Raw genomic sequence first — 24,779 nt, 5'->3', positions numbered from 1 at the left:
AATTACATGCGTTCAATGATGATGGCCGGGGCCATACCACCTGCTGCGCACATGGTCACGAGGCCGTAGCGACCACCGGTCCGCTCGAGCTCGTCGAGGGCCGTGCCGATCAGCATGGCTCCGGTGGCGCCGATCGGGTGGCCGAGGGCCATGGCGCCGCCATTCACGTTGACCTTCTCGCGATCGAGATTGAGGTCGCGGATGAACTTCTCGGCGACAACGGCGAAGGCCTCGTTGATTTCCCAGACGTCGATATCGGCCGTTGTGAGGCCGGCCTTCTCGAGCACTTTCTTCGCGGCGGGAACGGGTGCGTTGAGCATCAGGGTCGGGCAGTCGCCCATGTTGGCGACGGCGACGATCCGGGCGCGTGGCTTCCAGCCCTGCTTCTTCGCATATTCGGGAGAGGCGAGCAGGATGGCAGCGGAGCCGTCGACCACGCCGGAGGAATTGCCGGCATGGTGGATGTGCTCGATCTTGACGTCCGGGTAGACCTTGTTGACCAGCGAGCGGTAGGTGATGCCGTCTTCATTGATGGGCAGGTCGGCCAGCATGGCGAAGGAGGGCTTCAGCGCTGCGAGGCTTTCGGCTGTGGTCTGGGGGCGCGGGAATTCCTCATGGTCGAGCGCGACCGTTCCGTCCTCGTTATAGACTGTCACGAGCGACTTCGAGAACCGGCCTTCAGAGATGGCGCGAGCGGCGCGGCGCTGGCTCTCGACGGCGAGGGCTTCTGTGGCCTCGCGGGATATACCTTCGATTGAGGCGATGGCGTCGGCGCACACGCCCTGGTTCGATTGCGGGTGGATTTCGCGCAGGGCCGGGTTGTCGCGGTCCATGAGGGGCAGTGTCTTGCCGTCGCCGAGCGTGGACGTGTAGCTCATCATGTCCGTTCCGCCGGCAATCACCAGGTCTTCCATGCCGGACATGATCTGGCCCGCAGCGAAAGCGGTGGTGGTGATGCCGGAGCCGCAGAAGCGGTCGAGCGTCACGCCGGACGCCTTGACGTCATAGCCTGCCAGGAGGGCCGACATGCGGCCAAGGTCGGCGCCCTGCTTGCCTGCCTGCGTGGCGCAGCCCCAGATGATGTCGTCGACTTCCCCGGTCTTGATATTGTTGCGCTCCTGCAGGGCGCGCAGGACGGTTGCACCGAGGTGCTGGGGATGGAGGTGGGCAAGGGCGCCCTTGCCGACCTTGCCGATGCCGCGGGGCGTGCGAACGGTGTCGATGATATAGGCGTCAGCCATTCTGTATCTCCTGATGTAAAAGGGGACGGCCGCGCGCAGCGGCGTAATTATATCACCTAGTTACATAAGTTAGCGCTTTTCGCAAGCGCCCTACCGGACGGTGTAGCCCTGCTTCGTGCCCATGAGCGCGGCACGATCGACCTGTGCGGTACCGACGGGATTGCCGATCTGGCAATATTTGAGGGCCGTCCGCAGGGCGACGGAGCGTGGCATGTCGAGGGATTCCCAGATCGCCTTGACCGTGCCGGCTGTTGCGGCGGGCGGCTTGGCGGCGACGATTTCGGCCAGGGCCTGGGCCCGGTCCCAAAGGGCCTCGTTGGGGGTGATCTCGGTGACAAGGCCAAGGCGCAGGGCGGTCATCGCGGAAATGCGTTCGTCATTGCCTAGCAGGGCCATACGCAGCACGTCGCCGAGGGGCATGCGGTAGGTGGCGCCGATGGGCTCAAGGGCAGCGGTCATGCCATAGGTGACGTGGGGGTCGAAGAAGGTGGCGTCCTCGGAACAGATCACGATGTCGGCTTCATTGATCCAGTAGAAAGCCCCGCCGGCGGCCATCCCGTTCACGGCGCAGATCACGGGCTTCCAGCAGCGATTCGACTTGGGGCCCAGCTTTTCGCCCGGATCTTCGGCCGTCCAGATATTGTCATGCATGACCGAGCCGCCCGGCTGCATGGCGGCCTTCACGTCAACACCGGTCGAGAAGGCCCGGCCCGGAGCCGCGCGGAGGACGGCGCAATGGATATCGTCGGTCTCAGCGATGTGGCGCCAGGCGTGCGCGCATTCGTCCATCATCTTCCGTGTGAAGGAGTTCATGGCGTCGGGGCGGTTCAATGTGATCGTCGCTATATGGCCCGAGATGTCGAGGGTGATGGTCTCGTATGTCATGGGTTTCCTTCCGGGTGGTGCTAGTGTTTCGGGCATCCTACTTGGCGCAACGGCATGTCACCAGTGCTAATTGACCTAGTTATATAAGTAGATATTGTGGACAAAAGAAATACGGGCGAGGAATTCATGAATTTCGATCTTTCTGACGAGCAGAAAATGCTGGCCGAACAGGCGCGGGGCCTGCTGGCCGAGCGCGCACCCTACGACCGGTTGCGCGAACTTGTCGATGCAGGGGCCGAATGGGACGAACCATTGTGGCGCGAGCTGGCGGAAATGGGATTCCTTGGAGCACGCATTCCGGAAGCATATGGCGGACTGGGACTGGCCGATCTCGACCTTGGCGTCATCAGTGAGGAGCTTGGCCGGGCGAATTGCGCCTTGCCGTTCTTCTCGTCGATCGTGTGCGCTGCCGATGCGCTGGCAGTTGCGGGGAGCGAGGCGCAAAAGGCGGTATGGCTGCCTTTGCTGGCCAGCGGTGAGGTTGTTGCTGCGTTTGCCAACGCGGAAGGAAAAACGGGCTGGCGACCGGCGAAGCCGGGCGTGCGGTTTGCCGGTGGCGAGCTGATCGGGACGAAGACGCCGGTGGCGGATGCGGGGATTGCGGGCGTCGCCATTGTCGTGTGCGCACACAACGGGCGCGAGACGCTGGCGCTGGTCAAGCTGGACCAGGCAGGGGTGACGCGGACCAGGCTCGACAGTTTTGATGCGTTGCGCGCGCATTACCGGATCGATTTTGACGGCGCCAAGGCCGAACTGCTGGACGGCGCGGACAGCGACGTGATTGACGGCGTGCTGAACCGCGCGGCCGTGCAGGCAGCGTTCGAGGCGGTGGGTGCGGCAGAGGCGTGTGTCCACATGGGCCGGGATTATACCATGGAGCGCCAGATGTTTGGCAGGCCGCTCGCAAGCTACCAGGCCATCAAGCACAAGCTGGCGGATATCCTGATGGCAACGGAGCTCGCCCGGTCGAATGCCTATTATGCGGGCTGGGCCGCAAATGAGGCGCCGGACGACCTGCCGCTGGCCGCAGCGGCGGCGCGGCTGAGTTCGCTTGAGGCCTTCGGTGCAGCGGCGCGGGAGAACCTGCAGGTGCATGGCGGCATCGGTTACACGTTCGAGGCCAATTGCCATTTTTACTACCGGCGCGAACGGACGCTGGCGCTGACCCTTGGGCCGAAAGGCTATTGGGCGGACCAGCTGGTCACTGCGGTGCGGGCACAAGACGGCGAGGCGGCTTAGGATCATGGATTTCAACGACACCAAAGACGAAGCGGCCTTCCGCGCCGAAGTGAGAGCCTGGCTGGCGGCGCAAGCGCCGAAACATGCCATCGCGCCGGGGCAGGTATTGTCCGATGCTGAACAGGTTGCGCGCGGCAAGGCGTGGCAGCGCGAGAAATATGATGGCGGCTATGCCGGGATCACGCTGCCCAAGACGCTTGGCGGGCGTGGCGGCACGATCATCGAGGCGGTCGTCTTCGACGAGGAAGAGGGCCGCTACCACTTGCCGAAAGGGCCTTATATCGGGATCGGGTTGGGCATGGCGCTGCCGGTGATCGGCAAGCATGGTACGCCGAAACAGATCGAAAGGTTCGTGGATGCCACCCTCAAGGGCGAGCTGACCTGGTGCCAACTGTTCTCCGAACCCTCGGCAGGCTCCGACCTTGCGGCTGTGCGGACGCGGGCGGTGAAGGATGGCGACGACTGGGTGGTCAACGGGCAGAAGGTCTGGTCGAGTTGGGCGCATCATTCCGACTGGGGCATCCTCGTGGTGCGCACCGATCCGGGCGTGGTGAAGCACAAGGGGCTGACCTTCTTCGTGGTCGACATGAAGTCGCCCGGCATAGAGGTGCGGCCGATCCGGCAGATTTCCGGCGCGTCGGATTTCAACGAGACATTCCTGACCGACGTGCGCATTCCCGAAACCGACATGATCGGCGGCGTCGGCGAGGGCTGGGCCTGTTGCATGACCGTGCTGATGGGGGAGCGCTTGAATCAGGGCGAAGAGGGCAAGATCGCGAGCCTGATGGACTATGCCGCCGACACGCCGGCAGGTGCGGGAACGCAGCTGGACGATGCGTCGGTCAAGCTGGCGCTGGCGACAGCCTATGCCGAGGAGCAGGCGCAGAACTACCTGCAGGCGCGGCTGCGGACCATGGTGTCGCGCGGGGAGAGTCCCGGCGCACTCGCAGCGATGATGAAGCTGTCCTATGCGAGCCGCCTTCAGAAGACATCTGCCCTGGCGATGGAGATCCGCGGCGCCGGCGCGCTGGCGATCGAAGCCGATGATTCCGTCACAGGCGAGATCTGGCACGATTATATCTGGGCGTCCGCCTTACGGATCGCCGGGGGCGCCGACGAGGTGTTGCGCAACCAGATCGCCGAGCGCGTGCTGGGCATGCCGGGTGAAATGCGGGCCGACAAGGGCGTGCCTTTCAGCGAACTGAAGTAGGCAAATCGCGCATCCGCTCTTTCCAGATATACAACTTAGTTGTATAAGATAGAAAATTGCAGCGACGCGCTGCAGCTGCAGGGAGCCTTACGCATGTCCTTTCTCTCCGACCTTCTGAACGGTGTGCTGGAAATCGATCCATCGGCTGATGTGATCGATTTTCATGACACATGGTCGACATGGGGGGATTTGAAGCGGTCCATCGACGCCATAAAGGCCGCCCTGACGGAGCTTGGCCTGGGTGAAGGGGCGCGGATAGGCGTCATGATCCGCAACCATCCGGACGTGGTCGCGGCAATTCTGAGCGCGGTGAGCGTCGATGGCACAATGGTGTCGATCAATCATATGCTGCCGGAAGACAAGCTGCGCGCCGACCTTGAACGGCTCGACCTGCCAGTCGTGATCGGAATCGACGAGGATTTCGCGCGGCCCGGCCTGCTCGACACGTTGAAGGCAGCCGGCACGGCGGTTATCGAGACGCAGCCGGTATTGAAGGGCGCGCGCCTGCGTCCCGGCTTCGAGAAAATCACCGGTGCAAACATTCGCCGCGAGCAGCCGGGCGTCATCATCGAGATGCTGACCAGCGGTACGACGGGTACGCCGAAGCGTATTCCGCTGCAGCGCGACGCTTTCCTGCAGAGCTTCAAGTCGGCGATGTCCTATGAATCCGACCGCAGCCCGGACGATCCGCCGCGCCTGCGCAGCGGCGTGCAATTGCTGGGCGGGCCCATGGCCCATATCGGCGGACTCTGGCATGCGCTGTCGACCATCCTGGCGGGTCGCAAGGCGTGCATTATCGAGAAGTTTTCAGTCGACGTCTGGCGCGATGCGATCGTGCGCCACCGGCCGAAAGTAGCCGGGGCGGTGCCGACAGGCCTGCGCATGATCCTCGACGCGAATTTGCCACGTGAAGACCTGGCGAGCCTCGTGGCCCTGCGGACCGGGGCCCAGCCGCTGGACCCGGCGATCACGCAGGAATTCCTCGACCGCTATGACCTGCCGGTTCTGCAGAACTATGGCGCAACGGAGTTTTCCGGAGCGGTGGCAGGATGGTCGCTTGGAGATTTCCGCAAATACTATGCGTCCAAGCCTGGCAGCGTCGGCAAGTTCCAGACGGGCGTAAAAGGCCGTGTCGTCAATGCAGAGACCGGGGAAGAACTGCCGCGCGGCGAAGAGGGCGTTCTGGAAATGCAGGCGCGCCAGTTCGGCAATGAGGGTGCTTGGTTGCGGACGACCGACCGGGCAGTGATTGATGAGGACGACTTCCTGTTCATCAAGGGGCGGGCGGACAATGCCATCCTGCGCGGCGGGTTCAAGGTTCATCCGGATGATGTCAACAAGGTGCTGGAAGGCCATCCGGCCGTGCGTGAAGCGGTCGTGGTTGGCATTCCCGATCGACGCCTCGGCGCGGTGCCTGTCGCGGCGATCATGTTGAAGAGCGGCGTTGCGAAGCCGGATGCCGGCGAACTCAAAGCCTATGCGCGCGAGCATCTCATTGCCTACCAGGTGCCCGTGAAGTTCATGTTTGTCGACGACGTGCCGCGCACCCCGTCGCTGAAACCGGCGCTCGCCGATGTGCGCGCCCTGTTCGAAGACCCAATTCAAGCCACCGCCTGAGCGCGGATCCAAAGGAGAGCACATTATGGCCGAGGCCAAGGACGACATTCTCGAGAGCGACGAGTGGAAGAAAGCAGTCGACTACGCCATTACGGACGAAGACATCGAACGGCAGATGAAGCTGCTGGGGCATATGTCGCCGTCCAAGCATCGCGAATACAACCAGACTGCAACCGAGGACAATATCCGCAACTGGTCGCACGGCTGCGGTGACGATAATCCGCTGTTCTGCGATCCGGATTATGCCGCTGGCACCCGCTGGGGCGGCGTGATTGCCCCCGGTATGATGATCGGCTCCGTCAATTCGCCGATGCTGGGCGATCCGACGCCTGACGAGATCAAGAAGCTGCGCAAATCGCTGTTCCGCGGGATCCATGTGTTCGTGTCGGGATCGACCTGGGACTTCTACCGTCCGATGCGTCCGGGCGACACGATCTATTCTTATAATGGCGACGAGACCTGCGACGTGAAATCGTCCGAGTTTGGTGGCCGGTCCGTGATCTGCACCCGCAAGGACGTCAAGGTGAACCAGCGCGGCGAAGTGGTCGCCGTCTACCGCATCCTGCGCATCCTGACCGAGCGCAAGACCGCCGCCAAGAAGGGCAAGTATTCTGCCATCCAGCCGGCGACCTATACAGACGAGGAATTTGAAAAGATTGAGGCGGTATATGCTGCCGAGACCGTGCGCGGCGCCGAGACGCGCTATTTCGACGACGTCAAGGTCGGCGAGTCGCTGGGTAACATGGCCAAGGGGCCGCTGACGGTCACCGACGTGATCTGTTTCCATTCGGGCGGTTATGGTTTTGTGCCCTATGCGCCGACCGTGGGGCGCCTGGCGCACAAGAACCGCAAGCGCATTGCGCCCTTCTACGTGAAGAACGAGCAGGGCATTCCGGACGTTGCGCAACGCCTTCACTGGGACCCGAAATGGGCCCAGGCCATCGGCAACCCAATGGCCTATGATTATGGGGTAATGCGCGAAAATTACCTGTTCCACTACCTGCAGGACTGGGCCGGCGATGACGGCATCGTCACCCACGTGCATGATGAAATCCGCAAGTTCAACTATATGGGCGACACCCAGTTCGTGACCGGCGAAGTAGTCGCCAAGCGCGAGGAGAACGGCCAGTACCTGGTCGATGTCATGGTCCAGTTCATGAACCAGCGCGATGAAGTGACGGTGAAAGGGACGGCGACCATAGCCCTGCCGAAAAAGGGGCGTTTGGCGATGTATCCCGAAGTGCCGGCTGAGCTCGCCGAGGAAGCAGCGCGCATGATGGCGCGTCACTGGGAACTCTCGAAGAAATGAGCGAGGAAGCGACCGTCCTTGTCGAGGATACAGGTGGTGTCCGGATCATCACGCTGAACCGGCCGGACCGGCTGAATGCCCTCAATGATTCCATCATGGCACCGCTCGCGGTGGCCGTGGCGGATGCGGCGAAGGATGCGACGGTCGGCTGCGTCGTCGTGACGGGCGCGGGCCGGGGTTTCTGCTCTGGCGGTGACCTGAAAGGCAATCGCGCCCCCGCAGAGGTAACGCCGGAAGTGGGCGGACCGACCGAGCAGGGTCATGTGCGGCTCAGGTCTCACATGGAAACAGCGCGTCTGTTGCACGAGATGGGCAAGCCGACCATAGCGATGGTCAACGGGCCGGTGGCAGGTGCGGGCATTGGTATTGCCGGGGCATGCGACCTGCGGCTGGCTGGCGAATCCGCAACCTTCCTGTCGGCCTTTGACCGGATTGGCGGCAGCGGTGATTTCGGGTCGACCTGGTTCTGGACGAAAATCCTCGGCACGGCCAAGGCGCGCGAATTGTTCTTCATGGGCGAAAAGCTGGATGCGGAAGCAGCGCTGGCGTTCGGGCTGTATACGCGCCTGTTCCCTGACGAGACATTGCGGGACGAGACGCTGAAAGTGGCGAAACGCCTCGCGGCGGGGCCGCGCATGGGCTGGCGCTACATGAAAGCCAATCTCAACAATGCCGAGGATGGAATGTTCGAACAGCACCTCGACCAGGAGAGCCTTTACATGGGCCTATCCACGCAGGCCGCAGGCCGCATCTACAAGGCGACGAAAGAAATGGGCGAGGGCTGAGCGGATGGACCTGACTTATGGCGCAGAGGCGGAAGCCTTCCGCAAGCATGTGCGGGCCTTCCTGAAAGAGAACTGGGCGCCGAAGGGCGTCGAACGCGGAGCCATGGGGGCCTATGTCTCGGCATTCCGTCTGAAGGCGACTGAAGCGGGCTATCTCTATCGCGGTATCCCGAAGGAATTCGGCGGTTCGGAGCAGGCGCCAGACGTGATCACGGCGCAGGTGATCCGCGAGGAATTCGCCCGCGCCTATGCGCCGATGGAAGTGGCTGGCAATGGCATGAACATGCTGGTGCCGACCCTGCTGGAGCGCGGGACACAGAAGCAGAAAGACCTGTTCATCCGGCCGACCATGGCGGGTGAATATGTCTGGGGGCAGGGTTATTCCGAACCAGGTACGGGCTCTGACCTCGCTTCGGTGCGCACCAGGGGCGAACTGGTTGACGGCAAGTGGATCATTAACGGCCAGAAGATCTGGACGAGCCAGGGCGGCAAGGCGACGCACATGTTCGCTCTGATCCGCACCGAGCCGGACGCCGGCAAGCATGACGGTATTTCCTACCTGCTGATCGACCTGGACCAGCCGGGAATCACGCGCCGCCCGATCCGCCAGATGACGGGTGAGAGCGGCTTCTTCGAATTCTTCTTCGACAATGCCGAAACGCCGGCCGACTGGATTGTCGGTGAACGCGGCGAAGGCTGGAATGTCTCGCGCACGACGCTGAAGCATGAGCGGGCGAGCATCGGTTCGGCCGCAGGACTCGGCAGCCAGTTCGAAAAACTGGTCGAACTGGCCAGGGACGTTCAGCGCAATGGCAGGCCGGCCATCGAAGACCCGCTGATCCGTGAGGCGCTCGGCAAGATCGAGGGCTGGGTGATGGCGCACCGCTATTCCAGTTACCGGATCATGTCGAATGCCATTGCGGGGGAATCGCCGGGAATGATCAGCCTCATGATGAAGTTGCTGCTGACTGAAATTGGTCATGACATGGCCCTGACGGCGCAGGATATTCTCGGCGACGAGGCGCTGGTCGAGCCGGCCCCGGCAGGCACGCGTGGGCGCGGGCCCGAGAAATGGCTGGACCAGATCATGGGCTCGCTTGGCAATTCGATCGCTGGGGGTACGACGAATATCCAGCGCAATATCATTGCGGAACGGGGCCTTGGCCTGCCGCGCGACCTGGCCATGGAGAAGGGCAAATGAGGTTCCATCTCGATAGCGACCAGATTGCCATTCAGGATACCGTGCAGGGCGCGCTGCAGGCTGCATTGCCGCGCGAGGCGTTGATGGCCTTCCTGGATGATGAAAGCGATTTCGAGCCGAAGAGCTGGAACGCCCTGATGGAGCTTGGCCTGGCCGGGCTTATGCTCGACGAGGAAGCCGGAGGCAGCGGTCTTGGCCTTCTGGAAGCGGCGATTTCGGTCGAGGCTCTCGGGCGCGGTGCAGCGCCGGGACCGGTGATCGGGCAGATGCTGACGGCGCTGGCCCTGTCGAAGACAGGCAATATGGCGGCGCGCGAGGCGCTGCTGCCGGGCGTGGCGAGCGGTGAGACGGTGGCGAGCTTTGCCTTTGGTGGCGACTGGCTGCCGGAGAGCTGGACAGTCGAAATCAAGGACGGAAAAGCCAATGGTGAGGTTCGGTTCGCGCCGTCTGCGGGGAGTGTGGGAGCGCTTCTCGTTGGTTTGAAAGGCGGCGCGCTGGCGCTGGTGCAACCTGGCGACGGGGTGGAGGTGACTCCAATTGCCTCCACCGACCGGACACGTCCGGCCTCCAGCGTCCTGTTCAAGGACGCGAAAGCGGACATCCTGTTCGAGGCAGAAGACCCGATGGTGCAGCGCATCTTCGATGCGGCGCTTGTACTGGTCGCAGCCGATGCCCTGGGCGGGGCGCAGTATTGTACCGACCTGTCGGTCGCCTATGCGCAGGAGCGCCAGCAATTCGGCCAGCAGATCGCAAGGTTCCAGGCGCTGAAGCACCAGCTGGCGACGATGGCATTGAGTGTGGAGCCGTCGCGCGGCCTGCTGTGGTATGCGGCCTATGCGTGGGACAGCGAACTACCGGACGCTTCGCGGGCCGCAGCGATCGCCAAGGCGCATATCTGCGACCGGTTCACGCAAGTTGCGCGCGATGCGATCGCGGCCCATGGCGGTATTGGGTATACGTGGGAGTACGGATTGAACATCTGGTTCCGACGGTCGGTGTTCGATCGCGCCGTACTGGGCAGCCCGGCGGTACACCGTGCACGGGCAGCTGACATGGGCGGCTGGTAGGTGTGCTGTATCCGGATTTCGGGATGAACGACATTTTCCAGCATCAAAATCCGCAAAAGTGGAGCCTGTCGGCTGTTGCGAGATCTGATTTGAAGAGCGCCTGTACAGTGCCTCTCCTGCGATATCTTCAATGAGGCTCAAGTGATCACAGGCTAGCCTGAGGGGCCTCGTGGGGAGTGCGCGCCCGCCGATCCAGTCGAAGACGCCTGTACCCATGGCGGCCACGCGGAAGGCAAGTTTATCGCGTCCGGCTTTGCCGGGCGGACAGATAGCCCCGTTCCAGCTCTTCCACGAGCGCGACGACAGTCGGAATGGTGTCGATGAGTGCGGCGCTGTGTCCGCCGGACCAGACCATGCTCCAGGGTTTTACGCCGGGGGGCAGAGTGGGGCGGCCGGTGTGGGAGAGGGGTGGAAGGTGGTCGGGGTCGAGCTGATTGGCGGCGATGGAGGGGCGCAGGAAATTGGCACTGATGCCGCAGATGGCGTCGGTCCAGAGCACATCGCTCATCGACACTTCCGTGAGCATTCGCTTGTGGCCGGGGACCACGCCTGACTCCTCGGTGGCGATGAATCGGGTGCCCATGCAGACCATGTCGGCGCCGAGCAATTCAGCCGCCGCGATGCCTTCGCCAGTGGCGACGCCGCCCGCGAGCTGGATGATGCCGTCAAAGAAGCGACGCACCCTGGGCACGAAGGCGAAGGGGCTGAGCAGGCCGCCGAGACCACCGGCGCCGGCGCAGACCAGCATAAGGCCATCGACCCCGGCGGCGACGGCCTTCTCTGCCTGCTCGACGGTGGTGGCGTCATGTATGACCAGGCCGCCCCAGTCGTGAACCTGTTTGACGAGTTCCGAAGGATCGCCGGCATTTGTCGTGATGAGGGGGAGGCGCGCGGCGCGACAGGCGGCGATTTCGCCCGCCAGGGATTCCGCCGGCTTGTGGCGGGAGACGTTGATGTTGACGGCGAAGGGGGCCGGGTCGCCGCCGTGATCGGCGTGCTTGTGGCGGGCGGTCTCGATCCGGTCGATCCAGCTGGCGAGCCCGCCATCACGGGCGGCATTATGGGTGGGGAAGCAGCCGATGATGCCGGCGCGGGAGCAGGCGCTGACGAGGGCCACGTTCGAGGCGATGGACATGGGCGCCGCCATGAGGGGCAGCCGGAGGCTGAAACGGTCGATCCTGGTTGACAAGGGCTCGCCTCTCTCGCACATCAAGTATATAACCTAGTATAATAACTAGTCCGGACGAAAAGGGAAGCGACCATGGCCTTCAAGACACGTATCACCGAATTGCTGGATATCGAGCATCCGATCGTTCAGGGCGGCATGCAGAGCGTTGGCGTTGCCGAGCTGGCCTCGGCTGTGTCGAATGCAGGCGGCCTCGGCCTGCTGACGGCCCTGACGCAGCCCTCGCCGCAGGCGCTGCGCGAGGAGATCGAGCGCTGCCGCAGCATGACGGACAAGCCGTTCGGCGTGAACCTGACCGTGTTCCCGACCATGAATTCGCCGGACTATGCCGGATATGTCAAAGCGATCATCGATGGCGGCATCACGATTGTCGAAACGGCCGGAACGTCGGCCGTGGCCGAATTCTGGGAGATGATGAAGCCGCACGGCATTCGCATCCTGCACAAGTGCACTTCGGTGCGCCATTCTGTGTCGGCCGAGCGCAAGGGCGTCGATGCGATCTCGATTGACGGGTTCGAATGCGCTGGACACCCGGGCGAGGACGACGTTCCGGGACTGGTCCTTATCCCTTGCGCGGCGGACCAGGTGAAGATTCCGATGATTGCCTCGGGCGGCTTCGGTGACGGGCGCGGCCTTGTTGCGGCGCTGGCGCTGGGCGCGGAGGGCATCAATATGGGCACGCGCTTCTGCGCCACGCAGGAAGCGCAGATCCACCCCAATGTGAAACAGGCCTATGTCGACAATGACGAGCGCGGCACGCACCTGATCTTCCGCAATTTCAAGAATACGGCGCGGGTGGGCAAGAGCGAGGTCTCCGACGAGGTCGCGCGGCGGCTGGCCCAGCCGGACGCGAAGTTCAGGGACGTGGCAGAGCTGGTGGCGGGCACGGCGGGACGCGAATTGCTGCAGACGGGCGACCTGACCAAGGGTGTGTTCTGGGCCAGCATGGTGCAGGGCCTGATCCACGATATTCCGACTGTGAAGGAACTGATCGACCGGATCATCGGCGAAGCCGACGCGATCCTCGACAAGCGGCTGGCGGGTATGCACAGGAATGCATAAAGGGTTCCTGTTAAAAGATTAAAATGCTCAAAACAGCAGATATTATCTGACGTTACTCATTATAAAGGTATCTATTAAGTAGTCTTCCGGATAGTTTTAGCAGGTTCCCACCTGTAGCGTCATGCTTGGATAGACATCCATCAGGACGCATTCAGGGAGCACACAATGAAACCATTTCTCTTCAGCTGCGACGCCCATATCGCGGAACCCGCAGACCTTTTTTTCAAGAACATGCCGGAGCATCTCAGCCAGTTCGTCATTCATGGTGAAAAGGACGGCGACTACCGGATCACGCGGATCGGCGACCAGGTGATCCTGAAGGTAAAGGCCAATTTCCATGCGCACAAGACAGGGCAGAAGGATGCATCCTTCTCGGCTCAATCGGAGACGGCGGACGACAGATCCTGCACGGACGCCAGGGACAATTTCGTGAGCGATTGCGCGGTGGATACGCGGCGCCTTGGCGCGCGCGACCTTGCGCTGCGCTTCCAGGACATGGACCGCGACGGTGTGGACGCCGAACTCGTCTTCCCGTCGCTGGGCCTGATGCTGCCGCGCATTGCCGATCGTGAAGGCCAGCGCGTGGCCTGCCAGATTTATAACGACTGGGCGTGGGACTATTGCAAAGCGTCCGAGGGGCGCCTGGTGCCCGCAGCCATGATCCCCTGTATCGATTTCGAGGATGCGCTGGCCGAGTGCAAGCGGACGGCAGCGATGGGCTATGCGGCCTTCTGCCTGTGGGAAGGGCTCAACAATTACAATGACGAACGCTGGGACCCGATCTTTGCCTTTGCGGGCGAAAACAATATCCCGCTCGTGTTCCATACAGGCGTCGGCGACGTGAACATTCGCGCCCTGAAGGGGCCGGGCTCGGGCATGTTCAACTATACCCGTCAGATGAACGATGCGGTGGACATCATCACGCAGCTGGTCGGCGGCGGCGTTCTGGACCGCAATCCGAAGGCGCACATCCTGTTTGCCGAACATTCGGCCGGCTGGCTGTGGGGGCTCGCCGAGCGGATGGACGAGATTTATCATGGCCATGCGCCGGTTATCCACCCTAAGCTGTCACGCCTGCCGAGCCAGATCGTCCGCGATCAGGTTCACTGTGCCCTGCAGAATGACGTCGGCTCTGTTGCCACGCGCAAGGGTGTGGGCATCGGCGCGCTGTTGTTTGCGACGGACTATCCGCACTCGGAAGGGACGTTCCCGTTCTCGGGCAAGGTGGTGGACCGTATGATGGCAGAGAATGCCGATGCCACGATGGAAGATTTCATCGCGGTGCTCGGCGGGAATGCGGCGAAGCTGTTCAAGCGCGCGAACCTCGAGGCGAAGGTGGCCGAACGGGCGCGCGCGCTGGTTGACGCCTGAGGAACAAGCCCAACACAGATATCAGGATACGCCACGCCCGCCACTTGTGCGGGCGTGTGCGTTTGGGGCAGTCAGTCCACCATGAAGGCGTCGAACGCATCCTTATAGTCCGGGTGCCAGCGTGACAGGGCGGGGCGGTTCTCTATGATGTCGCCGGCGTTCCAGAGGATGCGTTTCTCGTCTGTTTCGCGCGGCGTGTCATTGTCGGGGCAGAGGATGTAGAAGTCGCCGCGGTCAAGCGATTGCATCATGAAATCAACGACTTGCTCCGAAGACCACGCGCCGGGCGGCTGGGTGGGGATGTGCCGGGCGATCATGCCCGTATAAGTGAAGCCGGGGATCAGGAGGTGAGCAGTGATGCGGCTGCCGGTCTTGTCCCGCAGCGTGTGGGCGAGGCCCTCGGTCAGGGCTTTCACGCCGGACTTGCTGACATTGTAGGCGGTGTTGCCGGGCGGCTGGGTAATGCCCTGCTTGGAGCCTGTGTTGATGATGAGGCCGGGTTGGTCGCCCGCCAGCATGGCCGGCAGGAACGCCTTCAGGCCATAGACCATGCCCATGAGATTGGTGGCGATGACGGCCTCCCACGCATCGATGTCTGCGAGTATGTCGCCGCCGCCGCCGATGCCGGCATTGTTCATCAGGACGGCGGGCGGGCCATGTTCCGCAATGAGGGATGCCGCGAGCGCGCTGACGGATCGCGCGTCTGAAATGTCCTGTTCGTGGACGATGAAACCGTGCCCTTCGATGTCGAGGGACGAGAGATTGCGATCGAGGATACAGACCGTGAGGCCAAGATCCTTGAACCGGTGGGCGGCGGGAAGGCCGATGCCGCTGGCGCCGCCGGTAACGATTGCCAAGCGGCCTGCGGTGAGGGCGGGGTGGATGGGTGTGTCTGTCATGGGCGTGTGTCTCCTGAGGTCAGGGTATCAGGTGTCGGTACGGGCTGGCCAGTAGCGGTCACGGATCTGGCGCTTGTAGAGCTTGCCATTGTCGCCGCGAGGCAAGTCCGGGTCGAAGTCCACGCTTTTGGGGCATTTGACTGGCGAGAGCTTTGCCCGGCACCAGGCCATGAGTTCGGCGGCAAATTCGGGTGTGGCATCCTTTGGGTCGACCGGCTGGACGACGGCCTTGACCTGTTCACCCATTTCCGGGTCGGGCACACCTATCACGGCGGCATCCATAACTGCAGGGTGCGAGACGAGTGCGTTCTCGGCCTCCTGGGGGTAGATGTTCACGCCGCCGGAAATGATCATGAAGCTCTTGCGGTCTGTGAGAAAGAGATAACCGTCCGTATCAAGATAACCGATATCTCCGAGCGTTGACCAGTTGGCGTGATCCGGATGGCGGGACTTGCGCGTCTTTTCAGGATCATTGTGGTAGTGGAAATCGGAAGCGCCCTCGAAATAGACAATACCTGGTTTGCCCGGGGTGAGCTCGCGGCCGTCTTCATCGCAGATATGCAGGATGCCGACGCTGGCGCGGCCGACGGAGCCCGGCTTCTCCAGCCATTCTTCGGATGTGATATTAGTGGCGCCATTTCCTTCCGAGCCGCCGTAATATTCAAGCAGGATGGGACCGAGCCAGTCGATCATCTGGTGCTTGATATCGACCGGGCAGGGCGCGGCGGCATGGATCAGGGTTTTCAGGCTCGAGATGTCATAACCGAGGCGTATGACCTCCGGCAGGCGGAGGAGCCGCACGAACATGGTGGGGACCATCTGGCTGATCGTGACTTTGTACGTCTCGATGGTCTTCAGGGCGCGTTGGGGATCAAACTTCTGCATCATCACGACGGTGGCGCCGAGGCGGTGGCATGAGGTCGAGAAGGCGAGGGGCGCGGTATGGTAGAGGGGCGCCGGGGAGAGGTAGACGCTGGTCTCGTCCATGCCGTAGGCGGCGCGCATGCGCTCGGCGAGGGGATGGGGATCTGTCGCCGCGCCGGTGGCGAGCGGCTGGCGGATGCCCTTGGGCCGCCCGGTCGTGCCGGAAGAATAGACCATGTGGAAGCCGGGTGCCTCGTCAGCGATGTGTGTGGCGGGTTCTTGTGCGATGGCCGTGTTCCAGTCGGCGAGACCTGCCAGGCCCGCGCCAAGCTGATAGGCATGCGCGACGGAGGACGGAAGGTGGCTGGCCAGAAGGTCGGCTGCGCCCTTAACGGCCTCATGCGTGACCAGGAGCTGTGCGCCGCTGTCGGAGAGGATATAGGCGGCCTCCTCGGCGGTGAGCGCGGTTGCCACGGGGGCGATGTAGAGCCCTGCGCGCTGGGCGGCCCAGTAGAGGGTGAAGTAGGCCGGGATGTTCGGCAGCCAGAGGGCGATCGTATCGCCTGACTGCAGCCCGAGACGGCGCAGGAGATGGGCGCCCTGGTTTGCCGAGCGTTCCAAATCGCCATAAGAGAGAAATTCGCCGGTTTCGGCGACGATCACAGCGGGCTTGTCCGGCGCGACACTTGCATGGAGTCTTGGGTGAGACATTTGTAATTCCGTCAATATTGTACAGGATTGGTTGATCTGGCAGAGTTTTGCCTGAGATGTTACACTAGGTAAACTATTATAGGTTACTGGGCGATACAAAGCGCCTGGTTCAGGGCGCGACAGAAAGTTGGACGAAATGACAACGAAATCGACGATGACACGTGAAGACCTGCGGCCGAACGGTGGTGCGCAACAGCGTATCCGGACGCCAAAAACCTCCGAAGTCGTTGCCGACAAGATCCGTGGCCAGATCGTACGCGGCGAGTTGACTGAGGGCGACACGCTGCCGCCGGAAGGTCAGCTGATGGAAACACTCGGTGTCTCGCGCCCGACCCTGCGTGAAGCCTATCGCATCCTCGAAGCCGAGAACCTTATCTCCGTGACACGCGGATCGCGCTCCGGGGCGCAGGTGCACCGCCCACGCGCCGAAGTGGCGTCCCGCTATGCCGGGTATGTCCTGCAATCGCAGGGAACGACGATTGCCGATCTGTATGCGTCGCAGATGGCGCTTGAGCCATACGTCGTGCGCACACTGTGCCAGATGCGCAACAACACGGATGCGGTAGCGGCCCTGAGCGAGCATCTTGAGTACCTATTGTCGCTTGTCGACGGGTCGCGCATCGAGGCTTTCACCCGCGGCGTTGCAGATTTCCACCTGCTGCTGGTCAAGCTGGCCGGCAACCAGACGCTTACCTTCATCAACCAGATGCTCCTGGACCTGATGGCCAATCACAAGACTGACGTCATGCGCCGCGATCCGATCGATCCCGAGACCCGAAAGAAACGTCTCCTGGGTGGTATGAAGTCGTATCGCAAGCTGATTCAGCTGATCGAAGCGCACGAAGAAGAAGCTGCCGTTGCGCACTGGCGCTTGCACCTCAAGAACGCCCATGCGCGTTGGGCGGGTCCCGGCGAAGGTGAGCGGGTTGTCGACGCGCTGAACGTTTAGTTCGACGCCCGGAGTCATCGCGCCGTTTCAACCGGCGTGAAGCTCCGGAACGGTTTCATCCCGAAAAAAAAGAACGCCGCGCCAAGTGGTGCGAACACGATATAAGTCGCTGCGAGAGATTTCTTCACGGCCAGTTGATCTTGAAATACGAAGTCTGTCAGGAATGCTGGAAATGACGGACCGATCGTCAGCCCGGCAATCGAGATCGATGCGATAAATACAGCCGACATGCGACCGCGCAACTCTGCGGGAGTTGCGATCTGTAGCGCTGCAGCAGACACGCCGATGAAGTTGCCCAAAATCTTGACGGGCGCCATGGCAAGCAGGAAACCCAATGCGCCAAAAGGCATAATGAGAATGACTGGTGCTGCGAATGCGATGATTCCCATGCCATAGACATAGTAACGCAGGTGCGCATCACGAACGCCCCGCGTGTAAAGCAAGTCCACCAATGCCCCATTCATCAGCAAGCCAAATACACCGAGCACGGCGGACCAGGCCCCGAGCGACATGCCGACTGTTGCGATCGACCAGCCGTAGACGCGGTGAAGGATGACGGCGGTCCAGGACATTCCGGCATAGGCACACACCATCATGCAGGCAGAGCCGCCGATCAGGCAGATGATGAAGCGGGCATGAGCCCCCATGAAAGCGAACACGGCCTTTAGCGGCGCCGCTTCTGCCGCCAACAGGTGTCGGCGCTTCGGTTCCGGCATGGCAAAGACGAGAAAAGCAATCAGAATGCCCGGAAAGCCCGTTACCACGAAGGCAATCTGCCATATTTCAAGATCCGGCAAGAGCGGCAAGGTGCCGCCATGGGCAGCCCAGGTAACAACCGCGCCACCAATCGCATAAGCAACCGATGCTCCGAGCAGCGACCCGATCGAGTAGACCGAGAGTGCCAGCGCGAGGCGTTTTTTCGGGAACAGGTCACTCAGTATCGAATAGGCCGCTGGCCCTAGCGCGGCCTCGCCCAATCCAACCCCTATCCGTGCTGCGAGCAATGTGCCGTACGTTTCTGAAAGCCCGCAGAGCATGGCACATATCGACCAGGCCATCACGCCCCAAAAAATGACCCAGCGACGGGAATATCGATCAACAGCGTACCCAAGCGGCAATCCTGCCGTTGCATATAAAATTCCGAATGCCAGACCCTGCAGCAAGCTTACCTGGAAATCGGAAACCCCTAGGTCCAACTTGATGGAGTCCACCAGGAGCGCGATTATCTGACGGTCCAGAAACGCCATGAGTCCCATGATGAGCAGGACTGCAACGCTGAGCCATGCCAGCGTTGCGGGAGGAAAAGCGTACTCAGTCTGTTCGTCTGTATTCCGGACATGCGTCTTTTCGACCATATCTGCCTCCATCCAAGATCTGGTGTACGGGCCACCTACCGCGCAACCACCTGATTATTGTGGCGCGCGGTGATGACATACCTGCGATTATCGGGTTCAGAACTTGTAGCCGAGCCGCACGCCCCAGGTCCGGGGAAGGTTTCGCTGGGCAAAGACCACATCGAAAAGGCCAGGCGAATAGAACTTGTTCGTGTAGTATGTTTCGTCCGTCAGGTTCTCGAGAAATACTTGGCCGTTGAGTCCGCCATCAGACGATGTCCACATAAGTCTCAGATTGGCGATTCCGTAGGCACCCTGAATTTCGTAAGGGTTAGCGTCGATATTCAGGCTTGTTTCCGTCTGATACCGTCCATCGAGTTGCAGGTCGAACTCGCCAACACTGGTGCGCGGGAGGGTGTAACGAATCAAGGCGTTCGCATTCAATTCTGGAGCGCCTGGCAGGCTGTTGCCGTTCACCACGCTGCCGTCAAAAATAAGATCTGACTTGATCTCGGAATCAAGCAGTCCAACGCCCAATGAGAGATACAGGGAGTCAGTGGGAACCGCCGTGATCTCCAATTCCGCACCGGTAACCGTGGCATCACCGGCATTGAGGAAGTCGACGACAATATTTCCCTGTTGATCAGACGTGCCGGCATTCGCCTGTAGGCCTTCGAAATCATACAGGAAGACCGCTCCGTTTATGCGCAACCGGTCGCCGAACAGGTCCGACTTGAGTCCCGCCTCCCAGGCCGTGAGATTCTCCGCCGTAGCCGGACCACGGGCGGCCAGACTGGTGGCGTTTGCGGCGAAGCCACCGCTCTTGAATCCGCGAGACAGTTTGGCATAGGTCAGGATATTGTCGCTGGGCTTGTAGTTGAGGGTGATGTCGCCGGAGAAATTGCTGAACGATGTTGATTCCGGAGCCGCGATCGAATCGCCGCCGCGTGTCATCATTTCCTCGAGTGTCCGCTCTTCATCGGTGTAGCGTCCGCCGACAACCAGTGACAATTTTTCAGTCAATTCGTTATCAACCTGGGCGAATACAGCCCAGGCATTGGTATCGACCTGACCATTGCCGCTGCCAAGGCTCAGCTCGTTGCCCGGAAAATTCGATGACACGAATGCCGTCGTGTTCTCAATCTTGCGTTCGTCCTTGTAGGCATATGCACCCACGACCCATTTGGCATTTTCGTTTGCACCATTGAGCCTGAATTCCTGACTGAGCGCTTCTGTGTCGGCAGTGAAGAATGGCGCAAGATAGGAGGCCCCTCCGGTTGAGAGATAGGCACCTGGAGTTGTGGCGTAACGCGTTACGGTGTCGTATTGTTCATAGCTCGTGATGGACGTGAAATCCGCCCATCCGAAATCCCAGCGCACCCGCGCGGAAACGCCGGATTTGTTGTAATTCATCGGCAGCGGGAATTCGGCATACGCATCTTCGAAGTCTTGAGTGGGAATCTGCAATCCAAGCCGGGTGTAGCAGTTGCCTGCCTCAACATTGCCGACGGCACAATTCGTGACGCCATCCTGCTCGAGGATTCCGAAGAAGACGGGGCTTGTGGTGGTGCCGCGTGATTGCGTGTGATTGGCGCGGATCGTAAGATCCGCATCTGGCGTCAGATCTGCCATGAGGGTACCGCGAAGGGCGATAACTTCCGACTCGCCGAATCCTCCCTGTCCTGTGATCGGATTGGTCTGCAGTTCCCCATTTTCGCTATAACGGGCAGACAGGCGCATTTTCAGTCCGTCCGTGACGGGGCCGCCGATGGCGCCTTCAAGAACGCGCTTGTCAAATTCACCGACCTCGGCACTGACATACCCATTGAGTGTGTCGCCCGGGTCGCGCGAGATGAAGTGGACCAGACCCGCAGTCGTATTGCGGCCGAACAGGGTTCCCTGCGGACCCTTCAGGACCTCAACCCTCTCCACGTCGAATAGTTGGCTCAGTGCGGCGCCCTGCGCGGGCTGGAAAACTTCGTCGATATACAGCGCGACGGGTCCATCATTGACGTTCGAGAAGTCAACGAAGCTGATACCGCGGAGGCTGAGCCAAGCATTCGTCGATCCGCCTCCACCTTCACCCTGAAGCCCGGTGACCGTAAAATTCGGAGTCTGCCATGCGACCTGATTGATCTGATCAAAACCAAGCTTCTCGATTGAGTCGGCGGAGAAGGCTGTTACGGCGATTGGAACGTCCTGAAGGTTTTCCTCGCGTTTTTGCGCGGTAATCACAATCGTGCCAAGGCGATTGACCCGGTCTGTCGTTTCATCAATCGGCGCAAGGACCTCCTCCGCTGTATCTTGAGCGTTCGCCGCAGATATGGCGATAGCCGATGCCGTGCCGAGCATGATCAAAAACCGCGATGCGGATGCGACAGTCCTATGGCCACGTAACATGTTTTGTTTCTCCCCTGTGAATATTCGGGACACCCGGAATTCCGAGCGACCCGCCGTCAATTTTTAGTTGTTAAACCTAGTGTACTAACTAAACATAGTATAGCAAGTCCTGTCGACGATCTATTTTGAGGTCAAGATGGATTCATCAGGCTTGTCCGGGCTCGCGCATTGTGAAACGCCTGCGACTGAAAATTCGATCGGGAGACGACATGGCATTTCATTCAAGTTTGCATGATGCGTTTGTGCTGGCGGCCAGAGCACAGCCGGAGGCGCGCCTTGTCGTGCATTCCGATGTGCGTCCTGAAATCACAACGCTGGCCGATTTGTTTCAGCGTGGCGAGGCGGTAGGTGCGCGTTTCCGGGAATTGGGCATTGGCAAAGGCGATGTCGTGGCGGTCATGCTGCCGGCCTGGGCCGAATGGCTGACAGCGCTGGTCGGTGCGGCCTATGCGGGCGCCGTATTCCTGCCGATCGTGACAATCTACAAGGCGAAGGATCTGGCTTTCGTGCTGCGCCAGTCGCGCGCAAAAGCGATCGTCACGCCGGATGAATTTCGGGGCACGGATTATGCGGCGTTGCTGGCGGCGTGTGGCGACCTGCCGGACCTGAAACATCACTTTGTTGCGGGCGACAGCTATGCCGTGCTCGAAGCCGGTGAACCAGGCGGCGACCCTGCGCGCGTGGCGCCGGAAGCTTTTTCCTTCCTGGTCTATACGTCTGGCACGACGGCGGATCCGAAAGGCGTGATGCATTCCGGCGCGACGCTGCTGGCGGAGCTGGATTCGCAGGCGGAGGCGCGCGGTCCGGTAGAGGAGGAGACTTTCCTGTCACCCTGGCCGCCGGGACATGTCGCGGGGGCATTGCAGTTGCTGCGCTTTGTGGCGCACGGTACGCCGGTTGTGGCGATGGACCAGTGGAATGCACAAGAGGCGGCGCGGCTAGTGGACACGTACAAGATCACCGCATCGTCCGGCACGCCGTTTCACATGAGCGGCCTGCTGGATGCGGCGGCCGAAGACGGGCGCGACCTGTCGAGCCTGCAGAATTATGTGCTCGGAGCCGCGCCAGTGCCGGCTGCGCTGGTGCAGCGTTGCGTCGATCTCGGGATCAGTGTCGTGCACGCGTATGGCTCGAGCGAGCATCCGACGGTGACGATGGGCAAGGCGGAGGATTCGCTGGAGTCGCGGCTGAATACCGAAGGACGTGTGATGCCGGGGTCGGAAATCCTGATCGTGGATGAAGACGACAAGGTGCTGGAGACGGGTGACGGTGAGATCGTGACGCGCGGACCGGAACTGTTTCTCGGCTACTTTGACACGCGCCTGAACCAGAAAGCGTTCCTGCCGGGTGGATGGTATCGCACTGGCGATGTCGGGCATGTGGATGCTGACGGGTACCTGCACATCACCGACCGAAAGAAGGACATCATCATCCGCGGCGGTGAGAACATTTCCTCGCGCGAAGTGGAAGATGCGATGCGGCGCATGTCAGGCATTGTTGACGCAGCCGCGGTGGCCATGCCGGACGAGCGGCTGGGTGAGCGGGTGAAAGTCTATGTGGAAATGACCGATGGCGCTGCCCCCTCGCTCGAAGACGTGAAGGCGCATTTCGCGGCGCTCGGCATCGCGAAGCAGAAGACGCCGGAAGTGGTAGAGCTGATTGCGGCGTTGCCACGCAACGCGACAGGCAAGGTATTGAAGGCGGACTTGAGGACGCGTGCCGCCGGGCATTGAGTTATATAACTAGGTGTGCTTTTAAGGATCATGGCCCGCCTGCGGGCATTGACCCTTTGACCGCGAGGTTTGCCGCCCATGTCCACGCTCACGCTGCCCCTACCCGACTTCATGCAGGACGAGGAATTGCGCATGTTCGCCGATGCGGCGCAGCGCTTCTTTTCACGGGCCGCGCCGCCCGAACGGATTCAGAAATGGGTCGATGACGGGCAGGTCGAGCGCGAGTTCTGGACCGAAGTTGGCGAGGCCGGATTCCTGGGCGTCAGCCTGCCGGAGGAATATGGCGGGCCGGGCGGGGATTTCCGGCACGATATCGTCCTGTGCGAGACGTGCGCGCGGCTGGGTCTCGACGGCTTTGCCATCACGCTGCACAATGTGATCGTGTCGCCCTATATCCAGCTGCACGGCACCGAGGAACAGAAGCAGCGCTGGCTGCCGAAACTGGTATCGGGCGAACGTGTGTGCGCGATTGCGATGAGCGAGCCGGGCGCAGGGTCCGACCTGCAGGCGATCCGCACGACGGCGCTGAAGGATGGTGATGGCTATCGCATCAACGGGTCGAAGACATTCATCTCCAACGGACAGATTGCCGACTTTATTGTCGTCGTCGCTAAGACCGATCCGAGCAAGGGCGCGCGGGGCGTGTCGCTTCTGGTCGTGGAGACAGACAAGGTCGAGGGCTTCCGGCGGGGAAACAAGCTCGACAAGATCGGGCACGAGGCGCAGGACACGTCGGAACTCTTCTTCGATGACGTCTATATCCCGGCTGAGAACCTGCTGGGCGGCGTCGAGGGAAAGGGCTTCTTCCAGCTGATGGCGGAGCTGCCGCGCGAGCGCCTGATCATCGCAGTCAATTCCGTGATCGCGATGGAGAAGGCGATCAACTGGACGCTCGATTATACCAAGGACCGCAAGGCGTTCGGCCAGTCAGTCTTCGAATTCCAGAACACGCAGTTCCAGCTCGCCGCCTGCAAGGCGAAAGCCGTCGTGGCGCGTACGTTCGTCAATGACTGTATCGAGAAGGCCTGCAATGGCACGCTGGATAATGACACATCAGCGATCGCCAAGATGTGGGTGACCGACACCGAATGGGAGATCATGGACGCCTGCCTGCAATTGCATGGCGGCTATGGCTACGTGAACGAGTTCCCGATTGCCAAGCAGTGGAAGAACTCGCGGATCCAGCGGATCTATGGCGGGTCGAACGAGATCATGAAAGTGCTGATCGCACGGGGGCTCTAGTGGCGCGTCTCGAACTTTCGGAACAGGGAGTCCGGCGACTGCCAGTCGATGCGGACCTGGCGGTGGTGGAAATACCAGCCCCCGGGGAGGCGGACGAAACGATCGACATAGACACCGGCATGGTCCAGGCCGATATTCGAAAAGACCTGGAAATAGGTGCGGCCTGTGGCGCCGGACGACCCGCCGAGTTCGACCAGGGACGACGTGAGATGGTGGCGTACGAGGCTGAGGGCGGGATCACGTGTGCCGCTGGTAAGCGCCTTGACAATGTTATCCGGGCCTTCGGCGCGCGCACCCGGGAATTCCAGCACGCCGTCGTGTGCAAAACAGGCGGCGAGGCCTTTGACGTCGCCCCGGTCGCCGTTGATCGTGTAGCGCGCCATGAGCTGGGTAATGGCGGCCCGTTCAGCTTGTTCGGAGTGGGGCATGGATGTGGTCGCTTCGATTACCAGGTTACAGATCAATGGCATGATG

20 protein-coding genes are annotated in these 24,779 nt (G+C 61.4%); 12 read left to right on the top strand and 8 right to left on the bottom strand.

The genetic code is table 11. From position 1 onward, the window contains the following. Window positions 1-2: 2 nt before the first annotated feature. The gene (locus HOC_RS13970) at window positions 3-1,241 is read right to left on the bottom strand and encodes an acetyl-CoA C-acetyltransferase (RefSeq protein ID WP_035539600.1); all 1,239 of its coding nucleotides are present in this window, start codon (window positions 1,239-1,241) and stop codon (window positions 3-5) included. A 90-nt stretch (window positions 1,242-1,331) separates the two neighbouring features. After that, entirely contained in the window at window positions 1,332-2,126 is a 795-nt protein-coding gene (locus HOC_RS13965; RefSeq protein WP_035539599.1) for an enoyl-CoA hydratase/isomerase family protein, read from the bottom strand. 126 nt (window positions 2,127-2,252) lie between these two features. Between HOC_RS13965 and HOC_RS13960 the strand changes: the two genes are divergently transcribed. The 7 genes from HOC_RS13960 to HOC_RS21360 all read left to right on the top strand — a co-directional run bounded on the left by HOC_RS13960 (window position 2,253) and on the right by HOC_RS21360 (window position 10,554). After that, window positions 2,253-3,365, top strand: coding sequence for an acyl-CoA dehydrogenase family protein (locus HOC_RS13960; protein WP_035539597.1), 1,113 nt, complete (start codon window positions 2,253-2,255; stop codon window positions 3,363-3,365). 4 nt (window positions 3,366-3,369) lie between these two features. Next, window positions 3,370-4,575: an acyl-CoA dehydrogenase family protein gene (locus tag HOC_RS13955; RefSeq protein ID WP_035539595.1), complete on the top strand. Its 1,206-nt coding sequence runs from the start codon at window positions 3,370-3,372 to the stop codon at window positions 4,573-4,575. A 93-nt stretch (window positions 4,576-4,668) separates the two neighbouring features. Then, on the top strand, window positions 4,669-6,192 hold the full coding sequence (locus HOC_RS13950) for a class I adenylate-forming enzyme family protein (protein WP_035539593.1): 1,524 nt from the start codon (window positions 4,669-4,671) through the stop codon (window positions 6,190-6,192). Window positions 6,193-6,217: 25 nt separating this feature from the next. Continuing rightward, complete coding sequence (locus tag HOC_RS13945; RefSeq protein WP_035539592.1) at window positions 6,218-7,501, top strand: FAS1-like dehydratase domain-containing protein; 1,284 nt, start codon at window positions 6,218-6,220, stop codon at window positions 7,499-7,501. Further along, the gene (locus tag HOC_RS13940) at window positions 7,498-8,286 is read left to right on the top strand and encodes an enoyl-CoA hydratase-related protein (RefSeq protein ID WP_035539590.1); all 789 of its coding nucleotides are present in this window, start codon (window positions 7,498-7,500) and stop codon (window positions 8,284-8,286) included. Before HOC_RS13945 ends, HOC_RS13940 begins: the two co-directional genes overlap by 4 nt. Before the next feature lie 4 nt (window positions 8,287-8,290). Next, complete coding sequence (locus HOC_RS13935; protein WP_035539589.1) at window positions 8,291-9,487, top strand: acyl-CoA dehydrogenase family protein; 1,197 nt, start codon at window positions 8,291-8,293, stop codon at window positions 9,485-9,487. Beyond that, complete coding sequence (locus tag HOC_RS21360) at window positions 9,484-10,554, top strand: acyl-CoA dehydrogenase family protein (RefSeq protein ID WP_051624905.1); 1,071 nt, start codon at window positions 9,484-9,486, stop codon at window positions 10,552-10,554. Before HOC_RS13935 ends, HOC_RS21360 begins: the two co-directional genes overlap by 4 nt. Window positions 10,555-10,792: 238 nt before the next feature. Here HOC_RS21360 and HOC_RS13925 read toward each other — a convergent pair whose 3' ends face one another. Beyond that, window positions 10,793-11,764 (bottom strand): NAD(P)H-dependent flavin oxidoreductase, encoded by a 972-nt coding sequence (locus HOC_RS13925; protein ID WP_051624904.1) that lies wholly within the window; start codon window positions 11,762-11,764, stop codon window positions 10,793-10,795. A gap of 51 nt (window positions 11,765-11,815) precedes the next feature. On the opposite strand from HOC_RS13925, the gene HOC_RS13920 reads away from it, so the two are divergent. Then, window positions 11,816-12,802 carry an NAD(P)H-dependent flavin oxidoreductase gene (locus tag HOC_RS13920; RefSeq protein ID WP_035539587.1) on the top strand — a complete coding sequence of 329 codons (987 nt, stop codon included), beginning with the start codon at window positions 11,816-11,818 and terminating at the stop codon, window positions 12,800-12,802. A gap of 165 nt (window positions 12,803-12,967) precedes the next feature. Next, on the top strand, window positions 12,968-14,173 hold the full coding sequence (locus HOC_RS13915; protein ID WP_035539586.1) for an amidohydrolase family protein: 1,206 nt from the start codon (window positions 12,968-12,970) through the stop codon (window positions 14,171-14,173). Between the two features lie 71 nt (window positions 14,174-14,244). Here the strand turns inward: HOC_RS13915 and HOC_RS13910 are convergent, their stop codons facing one another. Together HOC_RS13910 and HOC_RS13905 are read right to left on the bottom strand one after the other, a co-directional pair. After that, complete coding sequence (locus HOC_RS13910) at window positions 14,245-15,072, bottom strand: SDR family NAD(P)-dependent oxidoreductase (protein WP_035539584.1); 828 nt, start codon at window positions 15,070-15,072, stop codon at window positions 14,245-14,247. A gap of 27 nt (window positions 15,073-15,099) precedes the next feature. Continuing rightward, window positions 15,100-16,647 (bottom strand): acyl-CoA synthetase, encoded by a 1,548-nt coding sequence (locus HOC_RS13905; protein WP_035539583.1) that lies wholly within the window; start codon window positions 16,645-16,647, stop codon window positions 15,100-15,102. Between the two features lie 136 nt (window positions 16,648-16,783). On the opposite strand from HOC_RS13905, the gene HOC_RS13900 reads away from it, so the two are divergent. Next, window positions 16,784-17,596: a FadR/GntR family transcriptional regulator gene (locus HOC_RS13900; protein ID WP_051624903.1), complete on the top strand. Its 813-nt coding sequence runs from the start codon at window positions 16,784-16,786 to the stop codon at window positions 17,594-17,596. A 14-nt stretch (window positions 17,597-17,610) separates the two neighbouring features. Here the strand turns inward: HOC_RS13900 and HOC_RS13895 are convergent, their stop codons facing one another. Both HOC_RS13895 and HOC_RS13890 read right to left on the bottom strand, forming a co-directional pair. Next, complete coding sequence (locus HOC_RS13895; protein WP_035539581.1) at window positions 17,611-18,951, bottom strand: MFS transporter; 1,341 nt, start codon at window positions 18,949-18,951, stop codon at window positions 17,611-17,613. Window positions 18,952-19,047: 96 nt separating this feature from the next. Next, window positions 19,048-21,330 (bottom strand): TonB-dependent receptor, encoded by a 2,283-nt coding sequence (locus HOC_RS13890; RefSeq protein WP_035539580.1) that lies wholly within the window; start codon window positions 21,328-21,330, stop codon window positions 19,048-19,050. 209 nt (window positions 21,331-21,539) lie between these two features. Here HOC_RS13890 and HOC_RS13885 point away from each other — a divergent pair, with 209 nt between their 5' ends. Together HOC_RS13885 and HOC_RS13880 are read left to right on the top strand one after the other, a co-directional pair. Further along, window positions 21,540-23,063 (top strand): class I adenylate-forming enzyme family protein, encoded by a 1,524-nt coding sequence (locus HOC_RS13885; protein ID WP_051624902.1) that lies wholly within the window; start codon window positions 21,540-21,542, stop codon window positions 23,061-23,063. A 78-nt stretch (window positions 23,064-23,141) separates the two neighbouring features. Then, a complete protein-coding gene (locus HOC_RS13880) occupies window positions 23,142-24,305 on the top strand; it encodes an acyl-CoA dehydrogenase family protein (protein WP_035539578.1) in 1,164 nt (387 codons plus the stop codon). Here HOC_RS13880 and HOC_RS13875 read toward each other — a convergent pair. Next, window positions 24,302-24,775: a nuclear transport factor 2 family protein gene (locus HOC_RS13875; RefSeq protein WP_051624901.1), complete on the bottom strand. Its 474-nt coding sequence runs from the start codon at window positions 24,773-24,775 to the stop codon at window positions 24,302-24,304. The two genes, HOC_RS13880 and HOC_RS13875, sit on opposite strands and share 4 nt — an antisense overlap. Window positions 24,776-24,779 lie beyond the last annotated feature (4 nt).

This window comes from Hyphomonas oceanitis SCH89 (genome assembly GCF_000685295.1).
GTDB lineage: Bacteria > Pseudomonadota > Alphaproteobacteria > Caulobacterales > Hyphomonadaceae > Hyphomonas > Hyphomonas oceanitis.
The sequence above is the reverse complement of the archived record's forward strand: the minus strand, read 5'-3'. Positions and strand labels throughout refer to the sequence as shown.